Source organism: Pseudoalteromonas sp. OF5H-5, from assembly GCF_021530695.1.
Taxonomy (GTDB): Bacteria; Pseudomonadota; Gammaproteobacteria; order Enterobacterales; family Alteromonadaceae; genus Pseudoalteromonas.
In genome coordinates this window covers 71,150-89,803 of the sequence record NZ_JAKGBF010000014.1, presented here as the reverse complement: position 1 = coordinate 89,803, position 18,654 = coordinate 71,150, and the positions used below count along the sequence as shown (strand labels likewise).

Sequence of the window (18,654 nt, the reverse complement as noted above, 5' to 3'; positions counted from 1 at the left end):
CACCATATGAAGTATTCAGCTAATAATTGAGAGACGCTTATTGAACAGTCGCTTGTTAAGTAGTCGCTGTGATTAAATCAAAAGACTAGAGTGCACGATTTGTCCAGAGCACTATCAACTAGTTAAGAAAGCCTAATGCTATTGCTGATGAAAATTTGTGACCCTAGTAAACAGTTGGGGTATGAGGTAACAAAGAGGCAAAAGAAATCTCTTCCGCCCCTTAAGCATTGCTTATTTCAAAGAGTACTTAGCTAAATCATATGGTGGGATCCAGATACCGTAAGACATTTGAAACGGAGGCTTTACTGGGTCAATAGGGTCTGGAATAACACGAGGAAAATCCCAAGGAACAGGTGTTAAGCCATTATCATGCAGTGTGCCACCTTCGACTAACTCAAGTAACTCGGCTGCATTATTCAGCTCTTGCATATCGTAGTTTTTATTTCTCATTTTATTTTCCTTATTACATTTATTGATAGAGCTTGTACTCTCGAGAGTATACTTTGCGATAAACCGCTAAGTTTTGGTGCCTCTATCATTTACACCTAGAAGTCTGCCGCCACAGACTTTTATTCACTCACACAGCTTTAGCTAAACCTAACGCTCTGTATTGATGAATTGCATTTAATTTCTCGCTATTTAATCGCTCTCTCAGATTAGAGTCTGTCGCCAACCAAGAAGGAGGAAAATTTATACCCTGAATAGTGAAGCGATTTACGTTGTCATTAGATGTCGCAGAGATTGATTCTTCATAGATTTCAAATACACCGTGATCAAACGGGATACCTGAAGCCGCAACGCGCTGCTGAAAGCGCTCACGTAAACCGCTGGCGGCTAAAGTTAATGCTCGATGATGGCAATAAGGATTATTTCCTCGCTTTCCAAAAAATACATGAGCAGTCCAATTGCAACCAGCTCGGCACAGTTTCGCGTATTTACATCCCTTACAATTACCCCACAAATGTGCAATCGACACATCGTCCATTTCTTGACTATTAAAATTCAGTTCTGGTGCATTTTCATAAATATCCTTCAATGTACGTTCCCTGATGTTACCCCCTGTATATTCTTCGCTCGGCAATGATGGACATCCCTTGATCTTGCCATCAGCTTCAATGCCGATAGCTCCTTGTCCCGCAACGCAACCGGTATAAAACGAATACTTACTCTCTTGCATAAAAGTCCCTCTAAGCAAACGTTCATAAGGACCAAAATAACCAACATTATTACCAGGTTGAATTATGAGATCGTCTTTTCTGCCACGAACTGACAGCAACCCCAATAATGGATACAGATCGAGTAATTCATAAGGCTGCATCAACATCTCATTATTATCAGCCGCATTCCCCATTGGCACGGCCAATTGGATTCGCCAGTTTTTGACGCCGACATCAATTAATTTTTCGTACAATAAAGGAAGGTCCTTTGCGCTTTTTCTTGTTACTGTAGTATTTACTCCAGTATGTACTCCCAAATCTTTAAATTGAGATAATGTGGTGAAGCATTGGCTCCACGAATCAGACTTGCCACGAATACTATTATGCTCATCTTCAAGACCATCAATAGAAACTGAGACTGCTTCAATGCCCGCTTGAGCCATGCGCTTTGCGGTTCCTCTGGAAATGCCGTAACCTCCAGTCGTCATGGTGACTCTCATACCTTTATTTTTTATTTCTGACGCAATCATCAACCAATCAGGACGTAGATAAGCTTCGCCACCTATTAAGGTCACTTCCTTTACGCCTAGATCAGCCATCTGTTTGATTAAATCAAACGCTTCCGTAGTCGACAGCTCATCAGCTCGTTTATCACCCGCACGAGAACCACAATGACTACAGGCTAAGTTACACTTTAAGGTAATTTCCCACACAGCATAGGTGCTCCGATCATACTCTCGAACCTTCACACCAGCGTTTTCTAATGTATTTGTCATGCCTTATGCCCCATTTCAAACACGCCAAATGTCATAGCGTCTCAAACTTAGGTCCAATCATGTCAGTCAAAAATTTGTAAGGCAAATTACAATAAATAAATTTATTGTTTAAAAACAAAAAGATAAAAATAGCTTCTCAAAAAATAAGAGTTTGATAAAAATTAGCGGGATTTTTAGCTCTGTTTTCATTAAGTAATAATGAAGCAGGTTAACGCTTGAGAGATTAAGCACTCGAATTCAGATGATGGTATACGACCTCTGATGAAGCGGTTAAAAAGCAAACTGCTTACAGGTAATCCCACGGTGGGATCACATCATCTTTCAACAATGCATTGAGTAAAAAGCGATTTGTCAGCAAGCAACAAAATAATGGGCACAACCGTGAAGAAGTGCATATTACTTATGCATTAAGCGCTGATAAATTACTAAAGAAACCAAACAGAAATGGCCAGAGCTTGCTGACTTAGTTGCAATTGATGGGCAAACAACAAGAATTGATACACACTTTTATCTATCCCCGTCCCTGAAGATGCGCAAATGCAACAAGAAGAAATTCTCCACCATTGGTACATAGAAAGTCAGCAACATTAGGTGCTAGGCTTGACGACGAATTCAGAGAGAAACTCTTCTAGAGTTAGTTTTGTTAAAAAAATATGCTCTCACCTCAAGTAATCAATGCTAGAGAAGCGTTCTAACAATGTATCAACTTGCATAAATAGTCTGCCTACCTCAAGAACATCCTCAAAATCAAAACCTTACATGAAGACAGGTTCTTAATCTTGTCCAGTGTCTAAATAAAACTCTTTGCTTATGCGCCATTCCTCTTTTTTGTTTATTCTAATGAAACGACACAGATTGCTAAACAACATCTTACTAGATGCTTATAGAATATTACTTTTTGATATTTTTTCCTCTAAACCAATGAATTTATTACTTTAATTTAATTTCTTAAAATTTGATTTTTTATTTTTTTATTGTTTTTATAATTTTCGGAGGCGAGCTGAACTCCCTCTAGAACAAGTCATCTTCTTTGGCGGAAGTGATGATAAATTAATAACTAACTTTGACGTGAGAAATAAAGATGAAAGAACTGAATTTAAATCAAGTTCAAGAAGTAAATGGTGCCGCTTGGACATCCGATCATTTAATTGCTGGTGGCCTTGATGGTGGACTGACTGGTGCAGGTGCTGCTGCTATTTATGTTGGTCTGGCAAGCAACCCTATTGGTTGGGTTACTGCTGGCATCATTGGCGTAGGTGCTGCGGGTGGCGCACTTTACTATGCTTTGGCTAAATAAGGAGTTAAGAACATGAGAGAATTGAAAAAAAATGAAGTTATACTAGTTGATGGTGCCGTTTCTGTATCAGGTCTTTGGGAAGCTGGTATTAAAGGTGCTATTGGCGGAGCTGGGTTTGGTGCTACAGTCGGATTTACACTCGGTACTGCGTCTACAGGAATTGGCGGTGCACCTGCTGGTGCTGTACTGGGGCTTATGGGTGGCGGTATTGGCTTTATAAGCGGCACTGTTAGTTACGCATTAATGCAGTAACTTTATTCAATTGGGGTGGTTTTATCACCCCAAATCAAGGGTGAAAATGAAAAGAAGCTTTTATAATTCAGCACTTGTTTTTTTTATCTTTTATGTACCTATTTTTTTATTTTGGGGTGATTTTTATGTTTTTTTGTTAGCTTCGTTGTTTTATGTTGCTCTAACATTTAGACGTTTATTTTATTTCGAAAAAAATGAAGCCTTTTGTTGTTTCTGTCCTTTTTTGCCTGCTGTTAAAATTAACTCTATTGAGTTAGTTGATGGAAAACTTTTTATCAACGGTTCTTCAAGGGTGTTGTATATGTTGGAGTCTAAAAAGAACATTGAAAAAATGGCTAAAGAAATTGCTATTTTTTTAAATAGTCGCCACTGAAACCAATTTAATTCATTGAATTACTTGAAGATCTAAACGATCTTACTACCCTCTAATTGCAGCTTTTTTGAATCACACAACCAAAACATTGCAATTTGAGTGTAAAAATAAAACCAAAACCAACCGCGCAAACACCACAAAAGCACCTGTTTCAAATCGAGCTTATTGATATTGTTTCACCCCGTCATGAGCTAGTGAAGCTAGCAAAACTCATTGACTGGCAGCGTCTAGAGGTCGAGTTCAAACAGCATTATGGCGATAAAGGCGCTGGCGCCAAGCCTATTCGTCTGCTTGCGGGCCTCGAATACCTGAAACAAATTCACAAATTGTCTGACGAAAATACGGTAGCCATGTGGTGTGACCACCCATATTGGCGAAAATGGGGTTGAATTAATGCTGTCACTCACGGTAGATGCGGGCCTTAAAAGTAATATTATTAAGCCTTCAAGCTTACGGGAAGTAGTCTTAGACAGCACCATCATGGAGAAAAATATCACCCATCCAACCGACAATAAACTACTAGAAAAATGCCGTGATAAACTGGTTGGTTTCGCTAAGCAAGCCGGTATTCGGCTTAGACAAAGTCATGAACGAGTTGGCCCTAAGACCGCACAAAAAGTAGCGCGCTATGCCCATGCCAAGCAATTTAAACGCATGAAGAAGCTCAAAAGCCACACATTGCGATCGATGGTAAAGTGCTTCGAGGTTGTTGGAAAGACAATGTGTACAATGCGCTAAATGTGGTTAGTGCATTTGATGAGGCTGAATTTGGCCTCATTTTTCTAGATAACGTAGTAGAGAGAATAGAATGAATAACATCCTAGAAAAGCCATATAAGTTTTCATTATCTATATTATTACTTATATTAATCCCTTTTTTATTTCATCTTAAATTAGATGCTGCCAGCATCCTAGCATTACTTAGCTTCATATCAAGTTTTCTCATTATAAATTCAATATTTATGAACCGCATTGTGAATTTTAAGATCGCAGAATGGATAATTTACATCATGGTCTCATTATTTTATTTACCTATGATGGATAAGTTTCCTGCATTTTTTATTTTTTGCATGGTTGTTTCTATCTATATCCTAAAAGTAGCTATATCAAAAATAAATGACGAAGAAGGGTGAATCTCTAATTTTATAATGATCAATTCCAACTACGCACTTTCCATTTATAATTTTCAAACTTGTTGGACTGATAATGTACCCATACGACCTCACTGCGAGATTATACCAAGACGAGATCATGAAAGTTTTATTATGTTCATCCTTAAACCAATTGAATTACTTGAAGATCTAAATGTTCTTACTACTCTCAAATTACAGATTTTTTGAATCACGCAACCAAAACATCGCAATTTGAGTGTAAAAATGACACCAGAATCAACTAGGCACACACCACAAAAACACCCGTTTTAATTCAAGCTTCTTGATATCGTTTCATCGCATCATGAGCTGGTGAAACTAGCAAAGCTCATTGATTAGCAGTGCTTAGAGAGCGGATTTAAACAGCGCTATGGCGATAAAGGCGCTGGCGCGAAGCCTGTCCGCCTGCTCACGGGCCTCGAATACCTGAATAAAACAAATTCACATACTGTCTGACGAAAACACCGAATGACTCCGAGCATTAAGAAGAAGCTCAAGCGGCGCAATGCGATAGAGCCAATCATCGAACACGCAAAACACGGGTGGTAACCTGGCTCTTAACCGCTCAAAAGGAAAGCTCGGTGATAGGCTTAACACAGTGCTGCAGGCGTAGGCCAAAACTGCCGTAAAATTTTAGCCCAATAGCGACTTTTTTATGCCTTTTTTTATCAGTTATTAGCTGCGCGAAGCGCTATGCAATAACAAAATTTTGGATAAAGATAATACTAATTCTGGATTTATTTGGTTCGGCAAACCTAAGCATTAAATCGTCAACATTCAGGAACGACCACTTAGGTTTTTTCATAATTTAAAATATGAAAACCGATATTTACATTTAACACAACCATTAAAATAAAAGATATGACTTGGGAAGTTACACTGTTTAATTCACAACAAACTTTAGCGTTAAATAACACCCGACAAAAACTAAATTACAAAACCACAATCAAAGTAAAAACTTATAAAATGGTTGCAAATAAAAACAATCAACATTACTTACTAAAAAGCCAATTATTTATATAATAATTACATCCGAACTTACACAAAAAACACTACCATTTAACTCTTGAATTTTATTAGACATTTGACCCTTGCTCTAGCCAAACGAAATGATTTTTCGAAGGACCCCATCTCACCTCTTCAACAACCCCTCTACAACTAACATAAAAAACTTAACTAAGACTAGGCTAATTTATAACCTATCTTGGGGTAAGCTAACTGCATCAGTATCTACCGAGTACAACGATTAGTTTTAAACCATTTAAAACTGGATAGTATAAAACAATTCAACTCCCCTCATCCTTCAACCCTTTAAAAACAAAATAAAAAATAACTAAACCAGATAAGGCTATATAATAATCAACAGCTTGAAGGCTACCTACTTCACCAACCCTTTTACTCAAGAAAACAAAAACACTATATAAAACCAAGGAAAGAAATGAATAATCACCACTCTTTTTTCTATAAATTAAGCCATGAAAACAAACCAAACTTAATAATACACCAGGCAAAAAGAATACTAAATCACCAAATTTAGGTTGATGAACACCAACCATGACACTTTGTATCATTGCAACAAAGAAAACAAAAAAAATACTATTGATTACAAAAATTGATACTTTAATACTCATTTTTTCTCTCTCAAAAAGATAAAAATAAAGGGGAAGAAGTTCTTCCCCATTCTATTTTATGAATAAATAGCTAATAATCCACCAGTAATTGCACCACCTGCGGTACCAATTGCAGCTGCCGTCGCCACATTCCCCCAAGTTAATGCAACGGGGATAAATAGAAATGCAAATCCACCATTAACTTGCTGTACTTGACCCATTGATAATGTATTCATTCAATTACTCCTTTTTTAATTTTTAATTTTTAATTTTTAATTGCATTATAAGTTGCAATACCAGATATAATAGCAGAAAAAGCTGCAACTTCACCATAAACAGCAATGGCAAAGAACAAAGGTACAGCGCCACCATTTACTTCTTTAATTTGATATTTTTTTATTTCTTTCATTTTAACATCCATAAAAATTTAAATTTAGCTAAAAACCATATTCAACATATTTTAAGAATAAATAGCTAATAATCCACCAGTAATTGCACCACCGGCAGCACCAACAGCTGCAGCCGTTGCTACATTACCCCAAGTCAAAGCGACTGGAATAAATAAGAATGCAAATCCACCATTAACATGTTTAACTTGTTCCATTGACAATGTATTCATTTTATTATTCCTTATTTTTTGAATCCACTTCTAACAGCATTATAGGTAGCAATTCCTGAAACAATAGCAGAAAAAGCTGCAACCTCACCATAAACAGCAACGGCAAAAAACAGAGGTACAACCCCTCCATTAACTTCCTGAATTTCACATTTATTAATTTCTTTCATTTTTTTCTCGCATTTATTAAAAATTAAATTACCTCACCACCATAAATACTAGGTAGCATTTCTATATAAGGGAAAATTAAAAACTCACCCTGAAACAAAATTTAATTCAAAACAAAACAACTGTCAAATATATAGAAAAAAATAAAACCTTATAAAACAACAAGAAGTAGAAATATAATAAATACATAACCTTTAACATCTCTACTTAACAAATAAAACCATTAAAGAACACAAAAAAGCATAAGAACCGTAATTTTACTATTGTAAATATTAAGAAAAAATCAAAAGACAACAAAGACATTGGAAATCTAATAGCAAAATAAAATCACAACCATTAAAAAATTAACAACTTATAAAACAGTCAACCCAAATGTTTTTCATTAAACAAAAACTTCAAAGCAAAAAAAGAAACAGCATAACAAAACGAATAAAGAGAAACATCTAAAAACAACAACCAGAAATTAAAATCATCACTAAAAAAAGAAAACTCCCAATTAAAATATGACACAACTAAAACATACATAATCGCTGATACCACTATCAACATTTCAAACTCCAAAAGTTCATCAATAGTAAATAAAACCCCATAAAAGGGGTTTTTAGTTTCATTCTAAAAATAAGTCGTGATATCGATAGGCCCTAAGCATGGGTCTGAAGGATAAAACGGCCCTTGATACCTTGGCGCTGTTGTAGGCAGGGAAGTACTGCCGCCATAAATTTTTTCTAATTGATATGTTAATTCAATCATTTCTCGTACCTTTTGATTAGTTTTGTTCATTTTATTTTCCTTATTACCTCAAGCTCCCGAGTGAGAGTGATTACTCGAAATCGTTTACTAGCTCAGAACAAATTCTCCACCAGCAGAAGTATCTGTATAAGGCTCATTTTCAATATTTAACTTACACACAGGTGCTTGTGTTGATTCACCCATAGGCATTTTCCTAGCCTCATAAATATCCTTATCCACCTCAACAGCTTCACCGTATCGAAGCTCGATCACACGATCAGCACTGGCTATGGTTTCAGGGCGGTGAGCGATAATGATACGAGTTATATCTAAAGACTTAACTGCAGTATTAACTGCATATTCAAGCTTGGTATCAAGATTACTCGTAGCCTCATCCATAAATAAAATTTTAGGTTTGCGATATAACGCACGAGCTAATAGTAGGCGCTGAATTTGACCACCAGATAGTGCAGCTCCCATGTCACCAACCAGCGTGTTATAACCCATAGTCATATTAGCAATATCTTTATCTATAGCTGCAACCTGAGCAGCCCACTCTACTTGCTTCATATCTAACTGCGGATCAAAAAATGAGATGTTATCGGCTATTGATCCAGATAGTAGCTGATCATCTTGCATAACTCCGGCTATTTGAGAGCGATAGCTACCTAAACCTAATTGACGAATATCTTGATTATCAACCAATACCTTTCCATCATCAGGCTCAAAAAGTCCAAGCATAATTTTTGCGAGCGTTGTTTTACCACAACCAGAAGGGCCTATTATTGCAACAGATTCACCAGCTTCAATTTGCAAATTAAGTGATTTAAAAATAGGTGCGTCTTTTTGATTATATTTATAGGCAATATTTTGTAGCTCAATCTTTCCCGTTAATGGAGAGCCTGATATTTTTCGCTCAATATCTTGTTCTTTATCTGTGAGTGTAATATCACCTAAGCGATTGAAGTGCAGGTTCAGCATTTTAAATTCAATGGCTTTCTCAACAAGACCTGCCATTTTTTCTACGAACTGTCTTTTATATGCCATAAAGGCAAATAACATCCCTACCGTTAGGTCACCATCCATCACTAATAAAGCAGCAAAATAGATAACCAGTACGTTTTCAACGCCAAAAATAACTTTATTTACTGCTTCATACCCGATATTTAAATGTCCAACGCGTATACCTGCGTTCAGACTATCCGCATATTTATTATGCCAAACACTTTGTCTTTGTACTTCACGACCAAATAGCTTTATCGTTTGTATTCCGCGAATGGTTTCCATGAAGTTAGATTGCTCTTTTGCAGAATTCACAATGACTTCTTCCGACATTTGCCTCAATGGTCGGTACATTGCAATTCTGAAAATGGCATATAACACAATGGCAACTAGCACTACGAAGCTCAATTTGGGGCTGTAAATAAAAATCATCACTAGTGTGGCAATTGCCATAATACCATCGATGATAACTTCAATTACTCCCTGAGTTAGTAGGTCTTTCACTTGTTGTAATGAGCCAAAACGCGAAACCACATCACCAATATGGCGCTTTTCAAAGTACTTTAAAGGTAAGCGTATTAAATGATAAAACAGGTTGGAGCCAAGCTGTATACTCATCAAGTTTCCAAAGTGTAATAGCAAAACACTCCGAACGGCACCAGTTATCATTTCAATTAGCATAAGAAGGCCAAAGCCTATCGCCAATATCGCGAGTAAGTTCTTGTCGTAGCTGAGCACAACTTCGTCGACAACTAACTGCATATAGTAAGGACTTGCAATCGCGAACGCCTGGAGTAATACCGATAAAATAAACACTTTACCAAGTGTTGATTTCATCCCAGTCACCTTGCTCCAAAAGTCAGATAACTTCAAGTTTACTCTCGTATCCTCAGAGCGAAACTCCTCTGTTGGATTTAGCTCTAAAGCAACACCAGTAAAATGCTTAGAAAACTCGCTTAATGTATATTTTCGTAAACCAACTCCAGGGTCATGTATTTCGACTCCGCGACTTGAAACTTTTTTTAATACCACAAAGTGGTTCATATCCCAATGTAAAATGCAGGGGGTCTTGAGCTTAGGTAGATGCTCTAAGTCTAGCCGTAGTGCTCTTGTGCTAAACTTTAACTTATCAGCAATCTGCATCAACTCTTCTAAATTTGCTCCTTTGAGCGATATTTCGTGTTCACGTCTAAGCGAAGTAAGATCGGTTTTATGACCATGGTATGCCGCTACCATAGCTAAGCTAGCTAAACCACATTCAGCGGCTTCAGTTTGCAAGATCACAGGTAGACGCTTATTGCCACTAAATCTCAATAAATGCATAGGATTTTCCATTACAACGCTCCTTTGATGCTGTAAATTGGTTCAAATAACCACTCAAATAATGAGCGACTATCAACCATAATGTCGGCTTCTAGTAACATTCCAGCTTGGAGCGGAACTGTCGCGCCATAGGCATTAGCAGACTGAGATTTAAGACTTACAACTACTTGATATACCGGTTCTCGCAAAGATACAGGGGCATTTGCTTCATTAGGTAATAAAATTGATTTAGAAACTGTATTAATATGCCCTTCATATATGCCAAAGCGCTGATATGGAAATGCTTGGTAACGGATCCGAGTAAGCTGCTCGGGTTTTACAAAGCCATAAGCTCTCGTTGGCACAAACAAAATAGCCTCCAACTCCGCATTATGCGGCAAGACAGTCATTATGGGAGTTTGTCCATTTGCAACCATCCCCGGTTTAACAAGTAGATTGCTAACTTTGCCATCCATTTGGCTCAGTATATTGTAGCTCTGCTGGCCTTGTGCTTGTCTGATTTGTTGGTTGATACTTGCGAGTTGTGACTGAAGGCTTACTTGTGTTTCTCGATGATCTATAGGTAACTGCGCTAGCTCATATTGAAGTTGACTCATCTGTTCTCTTTGACTGGATAGCCGCGACAACAGCTCTTCTTGCTGCTGAGTAATAGCTAATAAGTTGTCTTTTTGAGTCTTTAAGTCATTACCTGAAGCAAACCCCTTTGTGATAAGTGCTTCTGTATTTTTGACTCGCTCATCGCTAAGCGCTACTCGCTCGGATAGTAGTCGTAACTGGTTTTTAGCCTTTTCTAGCTGAATTGATAAACTTGCGATCTGAGACTCAAGTTTATCCTGATTCATATCTCTCAACTTTATTTGATTCGCAAGATTTTCTTGCAATAGCTGCTTTTGCTTTTCCAACTCAGTGACAATCGCGGCATTCATGTCTGCACCAGAAGTCAGTACCCGCTCCATACGAATCGTTGCGAGCACTTCACCTTTCTTAACAGACTGACCTTCTTCTACCAGGACTCTATCAACTACCCCTGTGCCGAGCGGATAAATTTTACTAACCCCCTGAGTTGGTCTCAGGTAACCAGAAACCACTTCTTTTCTGTGGTACTCTCCTAGGAATAAATAAGCGCAACCTATAACTACGATAAGTACAATTACACCTAATATCCAGTTGAATGACATATGAGTAGCGAGGGTAACTTCACCATCTAGTTTATGCCCTTGATGTAATAACGCTTCTTTTCTGAATAAGTCAGACATTATGCCACCTTATTGTCAGGCAACGCTGCAGAGTTAAAAATTCTCCATTCGTCGTTATCACGCGTCATCATGTGAACGTTGCTTGATACCTGAACAACTTCATTACCTTCAATTGTCGCTTCAAACCTTAAGCTATCTCGCACAATTAATAGGTCAGGTTGCTTTGAGATAAGCTCTACACCTTGTAATGAAAGTTTGAACTTAAATTGCTGTCTCATACCAGAAAACTGCTGATAATTTGCTTCAATAAGTGGAGAGTTACTACAATAAAATTGCGCTAAGTTATCTAACTCACCATTACATATTAGTTCGTAGTAATTATTAAAGTATTCTTCTAACGTCATTTTTAGTGCCTATTCAAACTAATAAAGTGGTTTGATAATGCCTATAGTTCACTTACATTTCAAACAAGCAAAAAAAACAAAAATAACCATAGCTAACAACAAGTTGACTCAAAGCATTATGAAAGGATATGGATATTATTTGATAATATTAGGGTTGTTTTGAAGGCTAGTCGGCAGACGTATTACATGGTGCAAGCGCTAAATAAACTGGTTTTCCACTTAAGCTTGAGTGCATGTTTATTTCATCTTCACTTGATTTCCAAAAAAATATATTCGATCGAGTGTGATAAAACTGAACCGCAAAACCAGTACTTTCATCATCTGTACAAATAAAATAATCTACAGAGATGTCAGGGTACGTATTGGACTGTTCAAATATCATGTACCCGTAACTTGCATTGGGTGTGATCTTGAGTATTCTCTTGCCAGTAGTGAGTTGAGGCGTATCTTTAAGCGCGTACTGTATGATTCCGCTGGAGTGTGAAAAGAAAGGCTTAAAATGGCTATCAGTCGAGAGGTACTCAAATAGTACCTCTTCCTTATGAACGGGTCCTTGTTCAATTTGATTGCGTATTGACTTCACTCCCCCTCCGGCCAAAATGTATTCCACTGGCTGAGGGATAAAAGTTAACTCTTTAATAAGTATAACATTGGTTAAAAGCCAAACAGCACGCATCAATCGAGCGACCCTTTTAGCTTACATAAAATGCTTTGTGGTTTTATCGTCCATACCACAGGCCATGCTGTCCTGATTACACATCACGCTGTAGGTCAATAGCTCCTTTACTATTTCATTAGTACCAGCACCATTAACGCTAGATGCTTGTGATTTAGTTAGTTGCTTTAGTTGCTTTTTTTTAATTGAAAGTTTCATTTTTTTATTCCGTTTTATTGTAGAGCAAGGTCTAGCATAGCGATAAATCAAAAACTTGCTATTAGCAAAACCTTAGGAAAGCTAATTTGAATATTAGGATAAGTATCTCAATAAATTTGACTGGATAAATTAGATCCCCTAGACTAAGTTTTCCTTATTACATCTGCATTTCTCGCATATGTACCAGCCCGAGGCACCGCCATGCTCTCGGGCTTTTTTATTTGTTCTCAAAGACCGTGATTGCATTTTGCTTACGTGTGATAGCAAAAGTTAGATAACTGCCATCATTATCGATTAGCCTCATATTTAACAGATTTCCTTGTTCACTAGGATCGTAGGACTTTAGTTCATTTTGCGATAAAGCTTCGGGGTCAAACTCCATTAGCTTTTTACCGTCAAAGTAAATTAACTCTGCTCCAAATAATGTAAAGTTGGGGAAAAATGGTTCAACGTAGGTGCTTTGCCCAGTAAATGCTCCCTCTTCGAGATCGTATAGCCGTACCTCTCTGAAAAAATTCTGCGTAATACACTTTGACTCTGTAAAGCAGGTAAACCAAAGAACATCTCTTATCGGCAGTAGGCGTTGCTTTCCAGTCATACTGTCTATAAGAAGCGCTCTATTTATCTTGCCCTTTTGTACCACTACAGCTATCTGAGAATCATTAGACGCTTCAATCTCAACCACTTTCTCATCAAATGAGAATTCATTGACTAACTTACCAGTGAGGTCAAACACCTTGATATCTTTATCTAATCTTATATAAATCAATGAATTACTTTTATTCACCTTAACCCGATAAGCAAACTCATCTAACTGTACTTGGCGAATAACACGGCCTTGCTTGTCTAAAAAACTAAGTAAATGCTCATTAATATGATCAACATTGGAAATAACAACAAATTGATCCATATTTTCCAATGCTGCGGCATCTCTGGCCCCTGCAATATCCAGCTGCTTGACAAGATCTTTTGAATACAGTGTAGTTACCACTTCAAAGTCTTTTTGTTGCGCCAAATATTTATCTTTTGCTACACGCCAAATATTCCTATACTCGACTGATGAGTTATTTTTGATGTTCTCAACTTCAACTCCCAGATCGATGTCAAATGCTTTGACACTTTGGGACAGTAAATCAAACCAATATAGCTGGTTATCAACAATCGTAAAGTTGTTTACGACTCCTGTAATGGTTGCTACCTGGACTAGGTTACTGCCTTCAACATCGGTATAAAAAACTTCTGTAAACTCACTTTGCATCCGTTTGAAATACACTCGTCCGTTACTGGAGTCATAATGCAGTAATTGATCGCCAAATGAACTTGCGTTTGGAGAAGATATTCTAAACTCAAGCTCTCTTTTTCTATCGAAAATATAAAGTGCAGCAGTATGGCTCTTTTCACGAAAGCCTAGCTTGTCATAGAGTAGATAACGATTATCAACTTCTAATAGGTTGCGAATTTGCTTATCACATCCCATTACTTTTTGCGCATCAGTTTCCTTCAAATAATCAATACGCCATATGGCACAAGCACCATCTGCAGTTTTCTCTCTGTAGAATAGGTGCGAAAGAGAAGTAGAAAAACCTAAAGGCTCTACACTGCTGTCAGGAAAAGTAAATTTCTTTGCATCATCGTGTTTCATCGAACGAACAACAATAGATTTACTCGTGTCAGATTCCGACAAATAAGCATAATAATTGCTGTCAGGGTGCAATATTAAATAACTGTAATATGCCTCTTGCCAAGTGATAGCTCGCTCCTCAAAACTATCAAATGAATGCTCTTTAAAAGCGCTGAGCGCTTGATTCTCATTTTTTTTAGCAGGGAGGAAATAAAGCATTGATAGCGTGATTGCTACAACAAGAAGCATTAAGCCAATAAGTATTGTGGAGTAATTTTTTTTAGATTTTTTAGTGGGTGGTGGGGTTACTTCTGGATTACTAGATTGGCCGCCATCTTCAAAAAGAACAATTTCTCTATCTACCGCTAAGCTATAACCTTTACGGTAGTGAGTCTTAATAATAACGCCTTTGAACTTTTCTGACTTTAGCAGTTTTCTGAGTTCAGAGATCGCTCTATTTATTGCGTTATCATCAACATAATGCTGACACCAAACGTCATCAATTAAGTCTTGTCTAGTTATAATTTGATCGATGTTAAGTAACAAATAGCAAAGAATCTTATAAAGCAGTGGCTCTAATTCTCTACTTTCGTCACCATCAGTGATTGTTTGCTTTTTGGGATCTAAAGTCCATTGAGCAAACTTAACAAATTGGACTGTTCTAGTGAAATTTACTTCTTTCATCACTTTTCCGTGCTTTACCTCATCCATGAAGCCTGCGAGTTTCCATTATCGAGAAGACAATACCTATTCTAAGATAACAAAGTTATTTTTCAATAAATACGAACAATTAAAGTAGCATAAAATATAACTTTACCAACCACATTTAACCTAAAACTTAACGTTAAAAACAATAAGTTCAAGGGAATACGCTCACTTATACCCATTACAAATACAAAAGACAATATCGAACCATTATTTCTTTTTTATCATGTAAAAAATGTTATTTTTCCTGGATATTTCAAAGTTCAGAGTACCAATAAAAAATAGAATATAAAAACAGAAAGTTACAGCCCATTCTATATAAAAAGAAGCAAGTGATGCTGTTCAATGCTTGAACAACTCTCGATACCTATTTGCATCGATGCATGCATAACAAATCTTCCTAGTATGGGAATGTCTATAAAGCTTTACACATTGTCAGCTAGAAATAGTGTGAAGAAATAACTTAGCAGATCCGCTCTCACACCCGACTACTACCTCAGTATCTACGTACCGCAAGGCAAAATTAAGCCATTTAATTGATTTAAATTGCATGGTATATCCGCCCTAAAATTTAATGCAATGGCTCTAATAGCTAGATAGCAAGCCCTTAGCTCTTTACCTGTACGCATAAAAAAACCCACGCGATGCGTGGGTTTCCAATAACCAGATAGGTGGTTGCTTATTTGCGCAGCTGGCGAATAACGCGTAGTTGAGCAAGGGCTTCTTCTAGTTGTACTGCAGCTTGTTGGTAATCCAACTCACCGCTAGTACCAGAAGCCATTTGCGCTTGCGCTTCACGTTTAGCTTCTTCAGCAGCTTGCTCGTCAAGCTCTTCCGCACGAATAGCAACGTCCGCTAGAACAGTTACTGTTTGTGGTTGAACTTCAAGCGTACCGCCTGCAACGTAGATAACTTCTTCTGAGCTATCCGCTTTAACCAAACGTACCATACCAGGTTTTAGGCCAGTCAGTAGTGGCGCGTGGCCTGGATGAATACCAAGCTCGCCTTCACTACCTGTCACTTGGATAGTAGTCACAGCGCCAGAGAACAAGCTCTGCTCTGCACTTACTACATCAAGGTGTACTGTCATTGCCATAACAACCTCCTAATTACATGTTTTTAGCTTTATCAACTGCTTCGTCGATTGAGCCAACCATGTAGAATGCCTGCTCAGGCATATCATCGAAATCACCGTTTAGGATGCCCTTAAAGCCAGAGATTGTGTCTTTAAGAGATACGTATTTACCAGGTGCACCTGTAAATACCTCAGCAACGAAGAACGGCTGAGATAGGAAACGCTGGATCTTACGTGCACGAGATACAACTTGCTTATCTTCGTCAGATAGCTCGTCCATACCTAGAATTGCGATGATGTCTTTCAGCTCTTTATAACGCTGTAAAACTGTTTGAACGCCACGTGCAGTGTCGTAGTGCTCTTGACCGATAACTTGTGGGTCAAGCTGACGTGAAGTTGAATCTAGAGGGTCTACCGCAGGGTAGATACCTAGAGACGCGATATCACGAGAAAGTACTACTGTCGCATCTAAGTGAGCAAACGTTGTTGCTGGAGATGGGTCAGTCAAGTCATCCGCAGGTACGTATACCGCTTGGATTGAAGTGATTGAACCTGTCTTAGTTGATGCGATACGCTCCTGTAGAACACCCATTTCTTCAGCTAGTGTAGGCTGGTAACCTACTGCTGAAGGCATACGACCTAGAAGTGCTGATACTTCAGTACCTGCTAGTGTATAACGGTAGATGTTATCTACGAAGAATAGTACGTCACGACCTTCGTCACGGAACTTCTCAGCCATTGTTAGACCAGTTAGTGCAACACGTAGACGGTTACCCGGTGGCTCGTTCATCTGACCATATACTAGTGATACTTTGTCTAGTACGTTTGAGTCATTCATCTCATGGTAGAAGTCATTACCCTCACGAGTACGCTCACCAACACCTGCGAATACTGAGTAACCGCTGTGCTCGATTGCGATGTTACGGATAAGTTCCATCATGTTTACGGTTTTACCTACACCCGCACCACCGAATAGACCAACTTTACCACCTTTAGCGAATGGACATACAAGGTCGATAACCTTGATACCAGTCTCTAGAAGTTCAACTGAGCTGCTCTGCTCTTCGTATGATGGTGCTGCACGGTGAATAGACCAACGCTCTTCTTCACCGATAGGACCCGCTTCGTCAATCGCGTCACCAAGTACGTTCATGATACGACCTAGTGTTGCTGTACCAACTGGAACCTTAATTGGCTCAGCTGTACCTTGTACTGGAGTACCACGACGTAGACCGTCAGTACTACCTAGTGCGATACCACGTACCACACCGCCACCTAGCTGCTGTTGCACTTCTAGTGTCAAACCAGCTAAGTCGCCTTCTGTAACTTTTAGTGCGTCATATACGGCTGGCACGTTGTCTTGTGGAAACTCGATGTCCACAACGGCGCCGATAATTTGGACGACCTTACCTAAACTCATGTCTATTCCTCTTATTAAACTTTGCCGAAGCGTTACACGGCAGCCGAACCGCTCACAATCTCACTGATTTCTTGTGTGATTGCGGCTTGACGTGCCTTGTTGTATACCAGCTGTAGCTCATCAATCAGGCCACCTGCGTTATCAGTTGCGGCTTTCATCGCAACCATACGGGCAGCTTGCTCAGAGGCAGCATTCTCAACTACGCCTTGGTAAACCTGAGACTCAATAAAGCGCACAATTAGTGTCTCTAAAATCGCCTCTGGGCTTGGCTCATATAAGTAATCCCAAGCGTGAGCTGATACTTCTTCTTCAGCTTTTGGCAAAGGTAATAACTGATCGATAACAGGCTCTTGTTTCATTGTGTTGACAAACTTGTTGTACACAACGAATAAGCGGTCAATTTTGCCTTCTTCGTATGCATCTAGCATTACTTTTACAGGACCAATTACGTCCTGTATTGAAGGTGTATCTCCCAGCCCTGCCTTTTTGGCTTCAAGCGAACCACCAAAACGTTTAAAGAAACCAGCAGCTTTGCTACCTAGTGTTGCGAACGACGCCTCAACACCCTTTTCTTTCCACGCTTTCACGTCTTTCGCTACACGCTTAAACTCGTTTGAGTTTAAGCCACCACAAAGACCACGGTCTGTAGAGATAACGATATAACCAACTCGTTTCACATCACGCTCTTCTAGGAACGGGTGATGGAAATCAAGATTAGCCTGAGCAACACGACCGATCACTTTGCGTAAGTTCTCAGCGTATGGACGACTAGACGCTACGCGTTCTTGTGCCTTCTTCATTTTAGAAGCGGCAACCATCTCCATTGCGCTGGTGATCTTTTGAGTATTCTTGATACTCCCGATCTTGCTTTTTATCTCTTTTCCGCTGGCCATGACTCTCTCTCCG

Annotated in this window: 22 protein-coding genes; 5 read left to right on the top strand and 17 right to left on the bottom strand. The window is 38.6% G+C overall.

What is annotated here, in order from left to right; translation table 11 throughout:
- Positions 1-231: 231 nt before the first annotated feature.
- Together L1271_RS18805 and L1271_RS18800 are read right to left on the bottom strand one after the other, a co-directional pair.
- Positions 232-450 (bottom strand): hypothetical protein, encoded by a 219-nt coding sequence (locus L1271_RS18805; protein WP_010607031.1) that lies wholly within the window; start codon positions 448-450, stop codon positions 232-234.
- Positions 451-577: 127 nt separating this feature from the next.
- Complete coding sequence (locus L1271_RS18800) at positions 578-1,933, bottom strand: radical SAM/SPASM domain-containing protein (protein WP_235368518.1); 1,356 nt, start codon at positions 1,931-1,933, stop codon at positions 578-580.
- 1,081 nt (positions 1,934-3,014) lie between these two features.
- On the opposite strand from L1271_RS18800, the gene L1271_RS18795 reads away from it, so the two are divergent.
- From L1271_RS18795 to L1271_RS18775, 5 genes are all read left to right on the top strand, one after another.
- Positions 3,015-3,230: a hypothetical protein gene (locus tag L1271_RS18795; RefSeq protein WP_010607033.1), complete on the top strand. Its 216-nt coding sequence runs from the start codon at positions 3,015-3,017 to the stop codon at positions 3,228-3,230.
- A 12-nt stretch (positions 3,231-3,242) separates the two neighbouring features.
- Positions 3,243-3,482 carry a hypothetical protein gene (locus L1271_RS18790; protein WP_010607034.1) on the top strand — a complete coding sequence of 80 codons (240 nt, stop codon included), beginning with the start codon at positions 3,243-3,245 and terminating at the stop codon, positions 3,480-3,482.
- Positions 3,483-3,528: 46 nt separating this feature from the next.
- On the top strand, positions 3,529-3,855 hold the full coding sequence (locus L1271_RS18785; protein WP_235368517.1) for a hypothetical protein: 327 nt from the start codon (positions 3,529-3,531) through the stop codon (positions 3,853-3,855).
- Positions 3,856-3,950: 95 nt separating this feature from the next.
- On the top strand, positions 3,951-4,244 hold the full coding sequence (locus tag L1271_RS18780) for a hypothetical protein (protein WP_174170136.1): 294 nt from the start codon (positions 3,951-3,953) through the stop codon (positions 4,242-4,244).
- Positions 4,213-4,593 carry a hypothetical protein gene (locus L1271_RS18775; protein WP_235368516.1) on the top strand — a complete coding sequence of 127 codons (381 nt, stop codon included), beginning with the start codon at positions 4,213-4,215 and terminating at the stop codon, positions 4,591-4,593. Before L1271_RS18780 ends, L1271_RS18775 begins: the two co-directional genes overlap by 32 nt.
- A 1,698-nt stretch (positions 4,594-6,291) precedes the next feature.
- Here the strand turns inward: L1271_RS18775 and L1271_RS18770 are convergent.
- The 15 genes from L1271_RS18770 to atpG all read right to left on the bottom strand — a co-directional run bounded on the left by L1271_RS18770 (position 6,292) and on the right by atpG (position 18,641).
- A complete protein-coding gene (locus L1271_RS18770) occupies positions 6,292-6,636 on the bottom strand; it encodes a hypothetical protein (protein ID WP_235368515.1) in 345 nt (114 codons plus the stop codon).
- Between the two features lie 56 nt (positions 6,637-6,692).
- Entirely contained in the window at positions 6,693-6,851 is a 159-nt protein-coding gene (locus tag L1271_RS18765; RefSeq protein WP_157782771.1) for a hypothetical protein, read from the bottom strand.
- A gap of 29 nt (positions 6,852-6,880) precedes the next feature.
- On the bottom strand, positions 6,881-7,024 hold the full coding sequence (locus tag L1271_RS18760) for a class IIb bacteriocin, lactobin A/cerein 7B family (RefSeq protein WP_235368514.1): 144 nt from the start codon (positions 7,022-7,024) through the stop codon (positions 6,881-6,883).
- Between the two features lie 51 nt (positions 7,025-7,075).
- Complete coding sequence (locus tag L1271_RS18755) at positions 7,076-7,234, bottom strand: Blp family class II bacteriocin (RefSeq protein WP_081489934.1); 159 nt, start codon at positions 7,232-7,234, stop codon at positions 7,076-7,078.
- Positions 7,235-7,245: 11 nt separating this feature from the next.
- The gene (locus L1271_RS18750) at positions 7,246-7,401 is read right to left on the bottom strand and encodes a class IIb bacteriocin, lactobin A/cerein 7B family (RefSeq protein ID WP_081489935.1); all 156 of its coding nucleotides are present in this window, start codon (positions 7,399-7,401) and stop codon (positions 7,246-7,248) included.
- Positions 7,402-8,011: 610 nt separating this feature from the next.
- Positions 8,012-8,149 carry a hypothetical protein gene (locus tag L1271_RS18745; RefSeq protein WP_157782772.1) on the bottom strand — a complete coding sequence of 46 codons (138 nt, stop codon included), beginning with the start codon at positions 8,147-8,149 and terminating at the stop codon, positions 8,012-8,014.
- An 87-nt stretch (positions 8,150-8,236) separates the two neighbouring features.
- Positions 8,237-10,465, bottom strand: coding sequence for a peptidase domain-containing ABC transporter (locus L1271_RS18740; protein WP_010604133.1), 2,229 nt, complete (start codon positions 10,463-10,465; stop codon positions 8,237-8,239).
- The gene (locus tag L1271_RS18735; RefSeq protein ID WP_235368513.1) at positions 10,465-11,709 is read right to left on the bottom strand and encodes an HlyD family secretion protein; all 1,245 of its coding nucleotides are present in this window, start codon (positions 11,707-11,709) and stop codon (positions 10,465-10,467) included. Before L1271_RS18735 ends, L1271_RS18740 begins: the two co-directional genes overlap by 1 nt.
- Entirely contained in the window at positions 11,709-12,053 is a 345-nt protein-coding gene (locus L1271_RS18730; RefSeq protein ID WP_010604135.1) for a hypothetical protein, read from the bottom strand. The genes L1271_RS18735 and L1271_RS18730 overlap by 1 nt, the downstream gene beginning before the upstream one ends.
- A gap of 166 nt (positions 12,054-12,219) precedes the next feature.
- On the bottom strand, positions 12,220-12,732 hold the full coding sequence (locus tag L1271_RS18725; protein ID WP_157782773.1) for a hypothetical protein: 513 nt from the start codon (positions 12,730-12,732) through the stop codon (positions 12,220-12,222).
- An 18-nt stretch (positions 12,733-12,750) separates the two neighbouring features.
- Positions 12,751-12,927: a hypothetical protein gene (locus L1271_RS18720; RefSeq protein ID WP_157782774.1), complete on the bottom strand. Its 177-nt coding sequence runs from the start codon at positions 12,925-12,927 to the stop codon at positions 12,751-12,753.
- 217 nt (positions 12,928-13,144) lie between these two features.
- The gene (locus tag L1271_RS18715; RefSeq protein WP_235368512.1) at positions 13,145-15,232 is read right to left on the bottom strand and encodes a winged helix-turn-helix domain-containing protein; all 2,088 of its coding nucleotides are present in this window, start codon (positions 15,230-15,232) and stop codon (positions 13,145-13,147) included.
- 700 nt (positions 15,233-15,932) lie between these two features.
- Entirely contained in the window at positions 15,933-16,349 is a 417-nt protein-coding gene (locus L1271_RS18710; RefSeq protein WP_010604138.1) for a F0F1 ATP synthase subunit epsilon, read from the bottom strand.
- A 13-nt stretch (positions 16,350-16,362) separates the two neighbouring features.
- Complete coding sequence (gene atpD, locus L1271_RS18705) at positions 16,363-17,748, bottom strand: F0F1 ATP synthase subunit beta (RefSeq protein WP_102057817.1); 1,386 nt, start codon at positions 17,746-17,748, stop codon at positions 16,363-16,365.
- 32 nt (positions 17,749-17,780) lie between these two features.
- Positions 17,781-18,641 (bottom strand): F0F1 ATP synthase subunit gamma, encoded by an 861-nt coding sequence (gene atpG, locus L1271_RS18700; protein WP_017218545.1) that lies wholly within the window; start codon positions 18,639-18,641, stop codon positions 17,781-17,783.
- Between the last annotated feature and the right edge of the window lie 13 nt (positions 18,642-18,654).

What these genes read in the sequence shown, in the direction of transcription:
- L1271_RS18750 (WP_081489935.1), bottom strand. Translation starts at nt 7,401, where the DNA reads ATGAAAGAAATTAATAAATGTGAAATTCAGGAAGTTAATGGAGGGGTT.
- L1271_RS18805 (WP_010607031.1), bottom strand. Translation starts at nt 450, where the DNA reads ATGAGAAATAAAAACTACGATATGCAAGAGCTGAATAATGCAGCCGAG.
- atpG (WP_017218545.1), bottom strand. Translation starts at nt 18,641, where the DNA reads ATGGCCAGCGGAAAAGAGATAAAAAGCAAGATCGGGAGTATCAAGAAT.
- L1271_RS18790 (WP_010607034.1), top strand. Translation starts at nt 3,243, where the DNA reads ATGAGAGAATTGAAAAAAAATGAAGTTATACTAGTTGATGGTGCCGTT.
- L1271_RS18785 (WP_235368517.1), top strand. Translation starts at nt 3,529, where the DNA reads ATGAAAAGAAGCTTTTATAATTCAGCACTTGTTTTTTTTATCTTTTAT.
- L1271_RS18795 (WP_010607033.1), top strand. Translation starts at nt 3,015, where the DNA reads ATGAAAGAACTGAATTTAAATCAAGTTCAAGAAGTAAATGGTGCCGCT.
- L1271_RS18735 (WP_235368513.1), bottom strand. Translation starts at nt 11,709, where the DNA reads ATGTCTGACTTATTCAGAAAAGAAGCGTTATTACATCAAGGGCATAAA.
- L1271_RS18800 (WP_235368518.1), bottom strand. Translation starts at nt 1,933, where the DNA reads ATGACAAATACATTAGAAAACGCTGGTGTGAAGGTTCGAGAGTATGAT.
- L1271_RS18740 (WP_010604133.1), bottom strand. Translation starts at nt 10,465, where the DNA reads ATGGAAAATCCTATGCATTTATTGAGATTTAGTGGCAATAAGCGTCTA.
- L1271_RS18755 (WP_081489934.1), bottom strand. Translation starts at nt 7,234, where the DNA reads ATGAATACATTGTCAATGGAACAAGTTAAACATGTTAATGGTGGATTT.
- L1271_RS18710 (WP_010604138.1), bottom strand. Translation starts at nt 16,349, where the DNA reads ATGGCAATGACAGTACACCTTGATGTAGTAAGTGCAGAGCAGAGCTTG.
- L1271_RS18715 (WP_235368512.1), bottom strand. Translation starts at nt 15,232, where the DNA reads ATGAAAGAAGTAAATTTCACTAGAACAGTCCAATTTGTTAAGTTTGCT.
- L1271_RS18720 (WP_157782774.1), bottom strand. Translation starts at nt 12,927, where the DNA reads ATGAAACTTTCAATTAAAAAAAAGCAACTAAAGCAACTAACTAAATCA.
- L1271_RS18745 (WP_157782772.1), bottom strand. Translation starts at nt 8,149, where the DNA reads ATGATTGAATTAACATATCAATTAGAAAAAATTTATGGCGGCAGTACT.
- L1271_RS18765 (WP_157782771.1), bottom strand. Translation starts at nt 6,851, where the DNA reads ATGAATACATTATCAATGGGTCAAGTACAGCAAGTTAATGGTGGATTT.
- L1271_RS18770 (WP_235368515.1), bottom strand. Translation starts at nt 6,636, where the DNA reads ATGAGTATTAAAGTATCAATTTTTGTAATCAATAGTATTTTTTTTGTT.
- L1271_RS18730 (WP_010604135.1), bottom strand. Translation starts at nt 12,053, where the DNA reads ATGACGTTAGAAGAATACTTTAATAATTACTACGAACTAATATGTAAT.
- L1271_RS18760 (WP_235368514.1), bottom strand. Translation starts at nt 7,024, where the DNA reads ATGAAAGAAATAAAAAAATATCAAATTAAAGAAGTAAATGGTGGCGCT.
- atpD (WP_102057817.1), bottom strand. Translation starts at nt 17,748, where the DNA reads ATGAGTTTAGGTAAGGTCGTCCAAATTATCGGCGCCGTTGTGGACATC.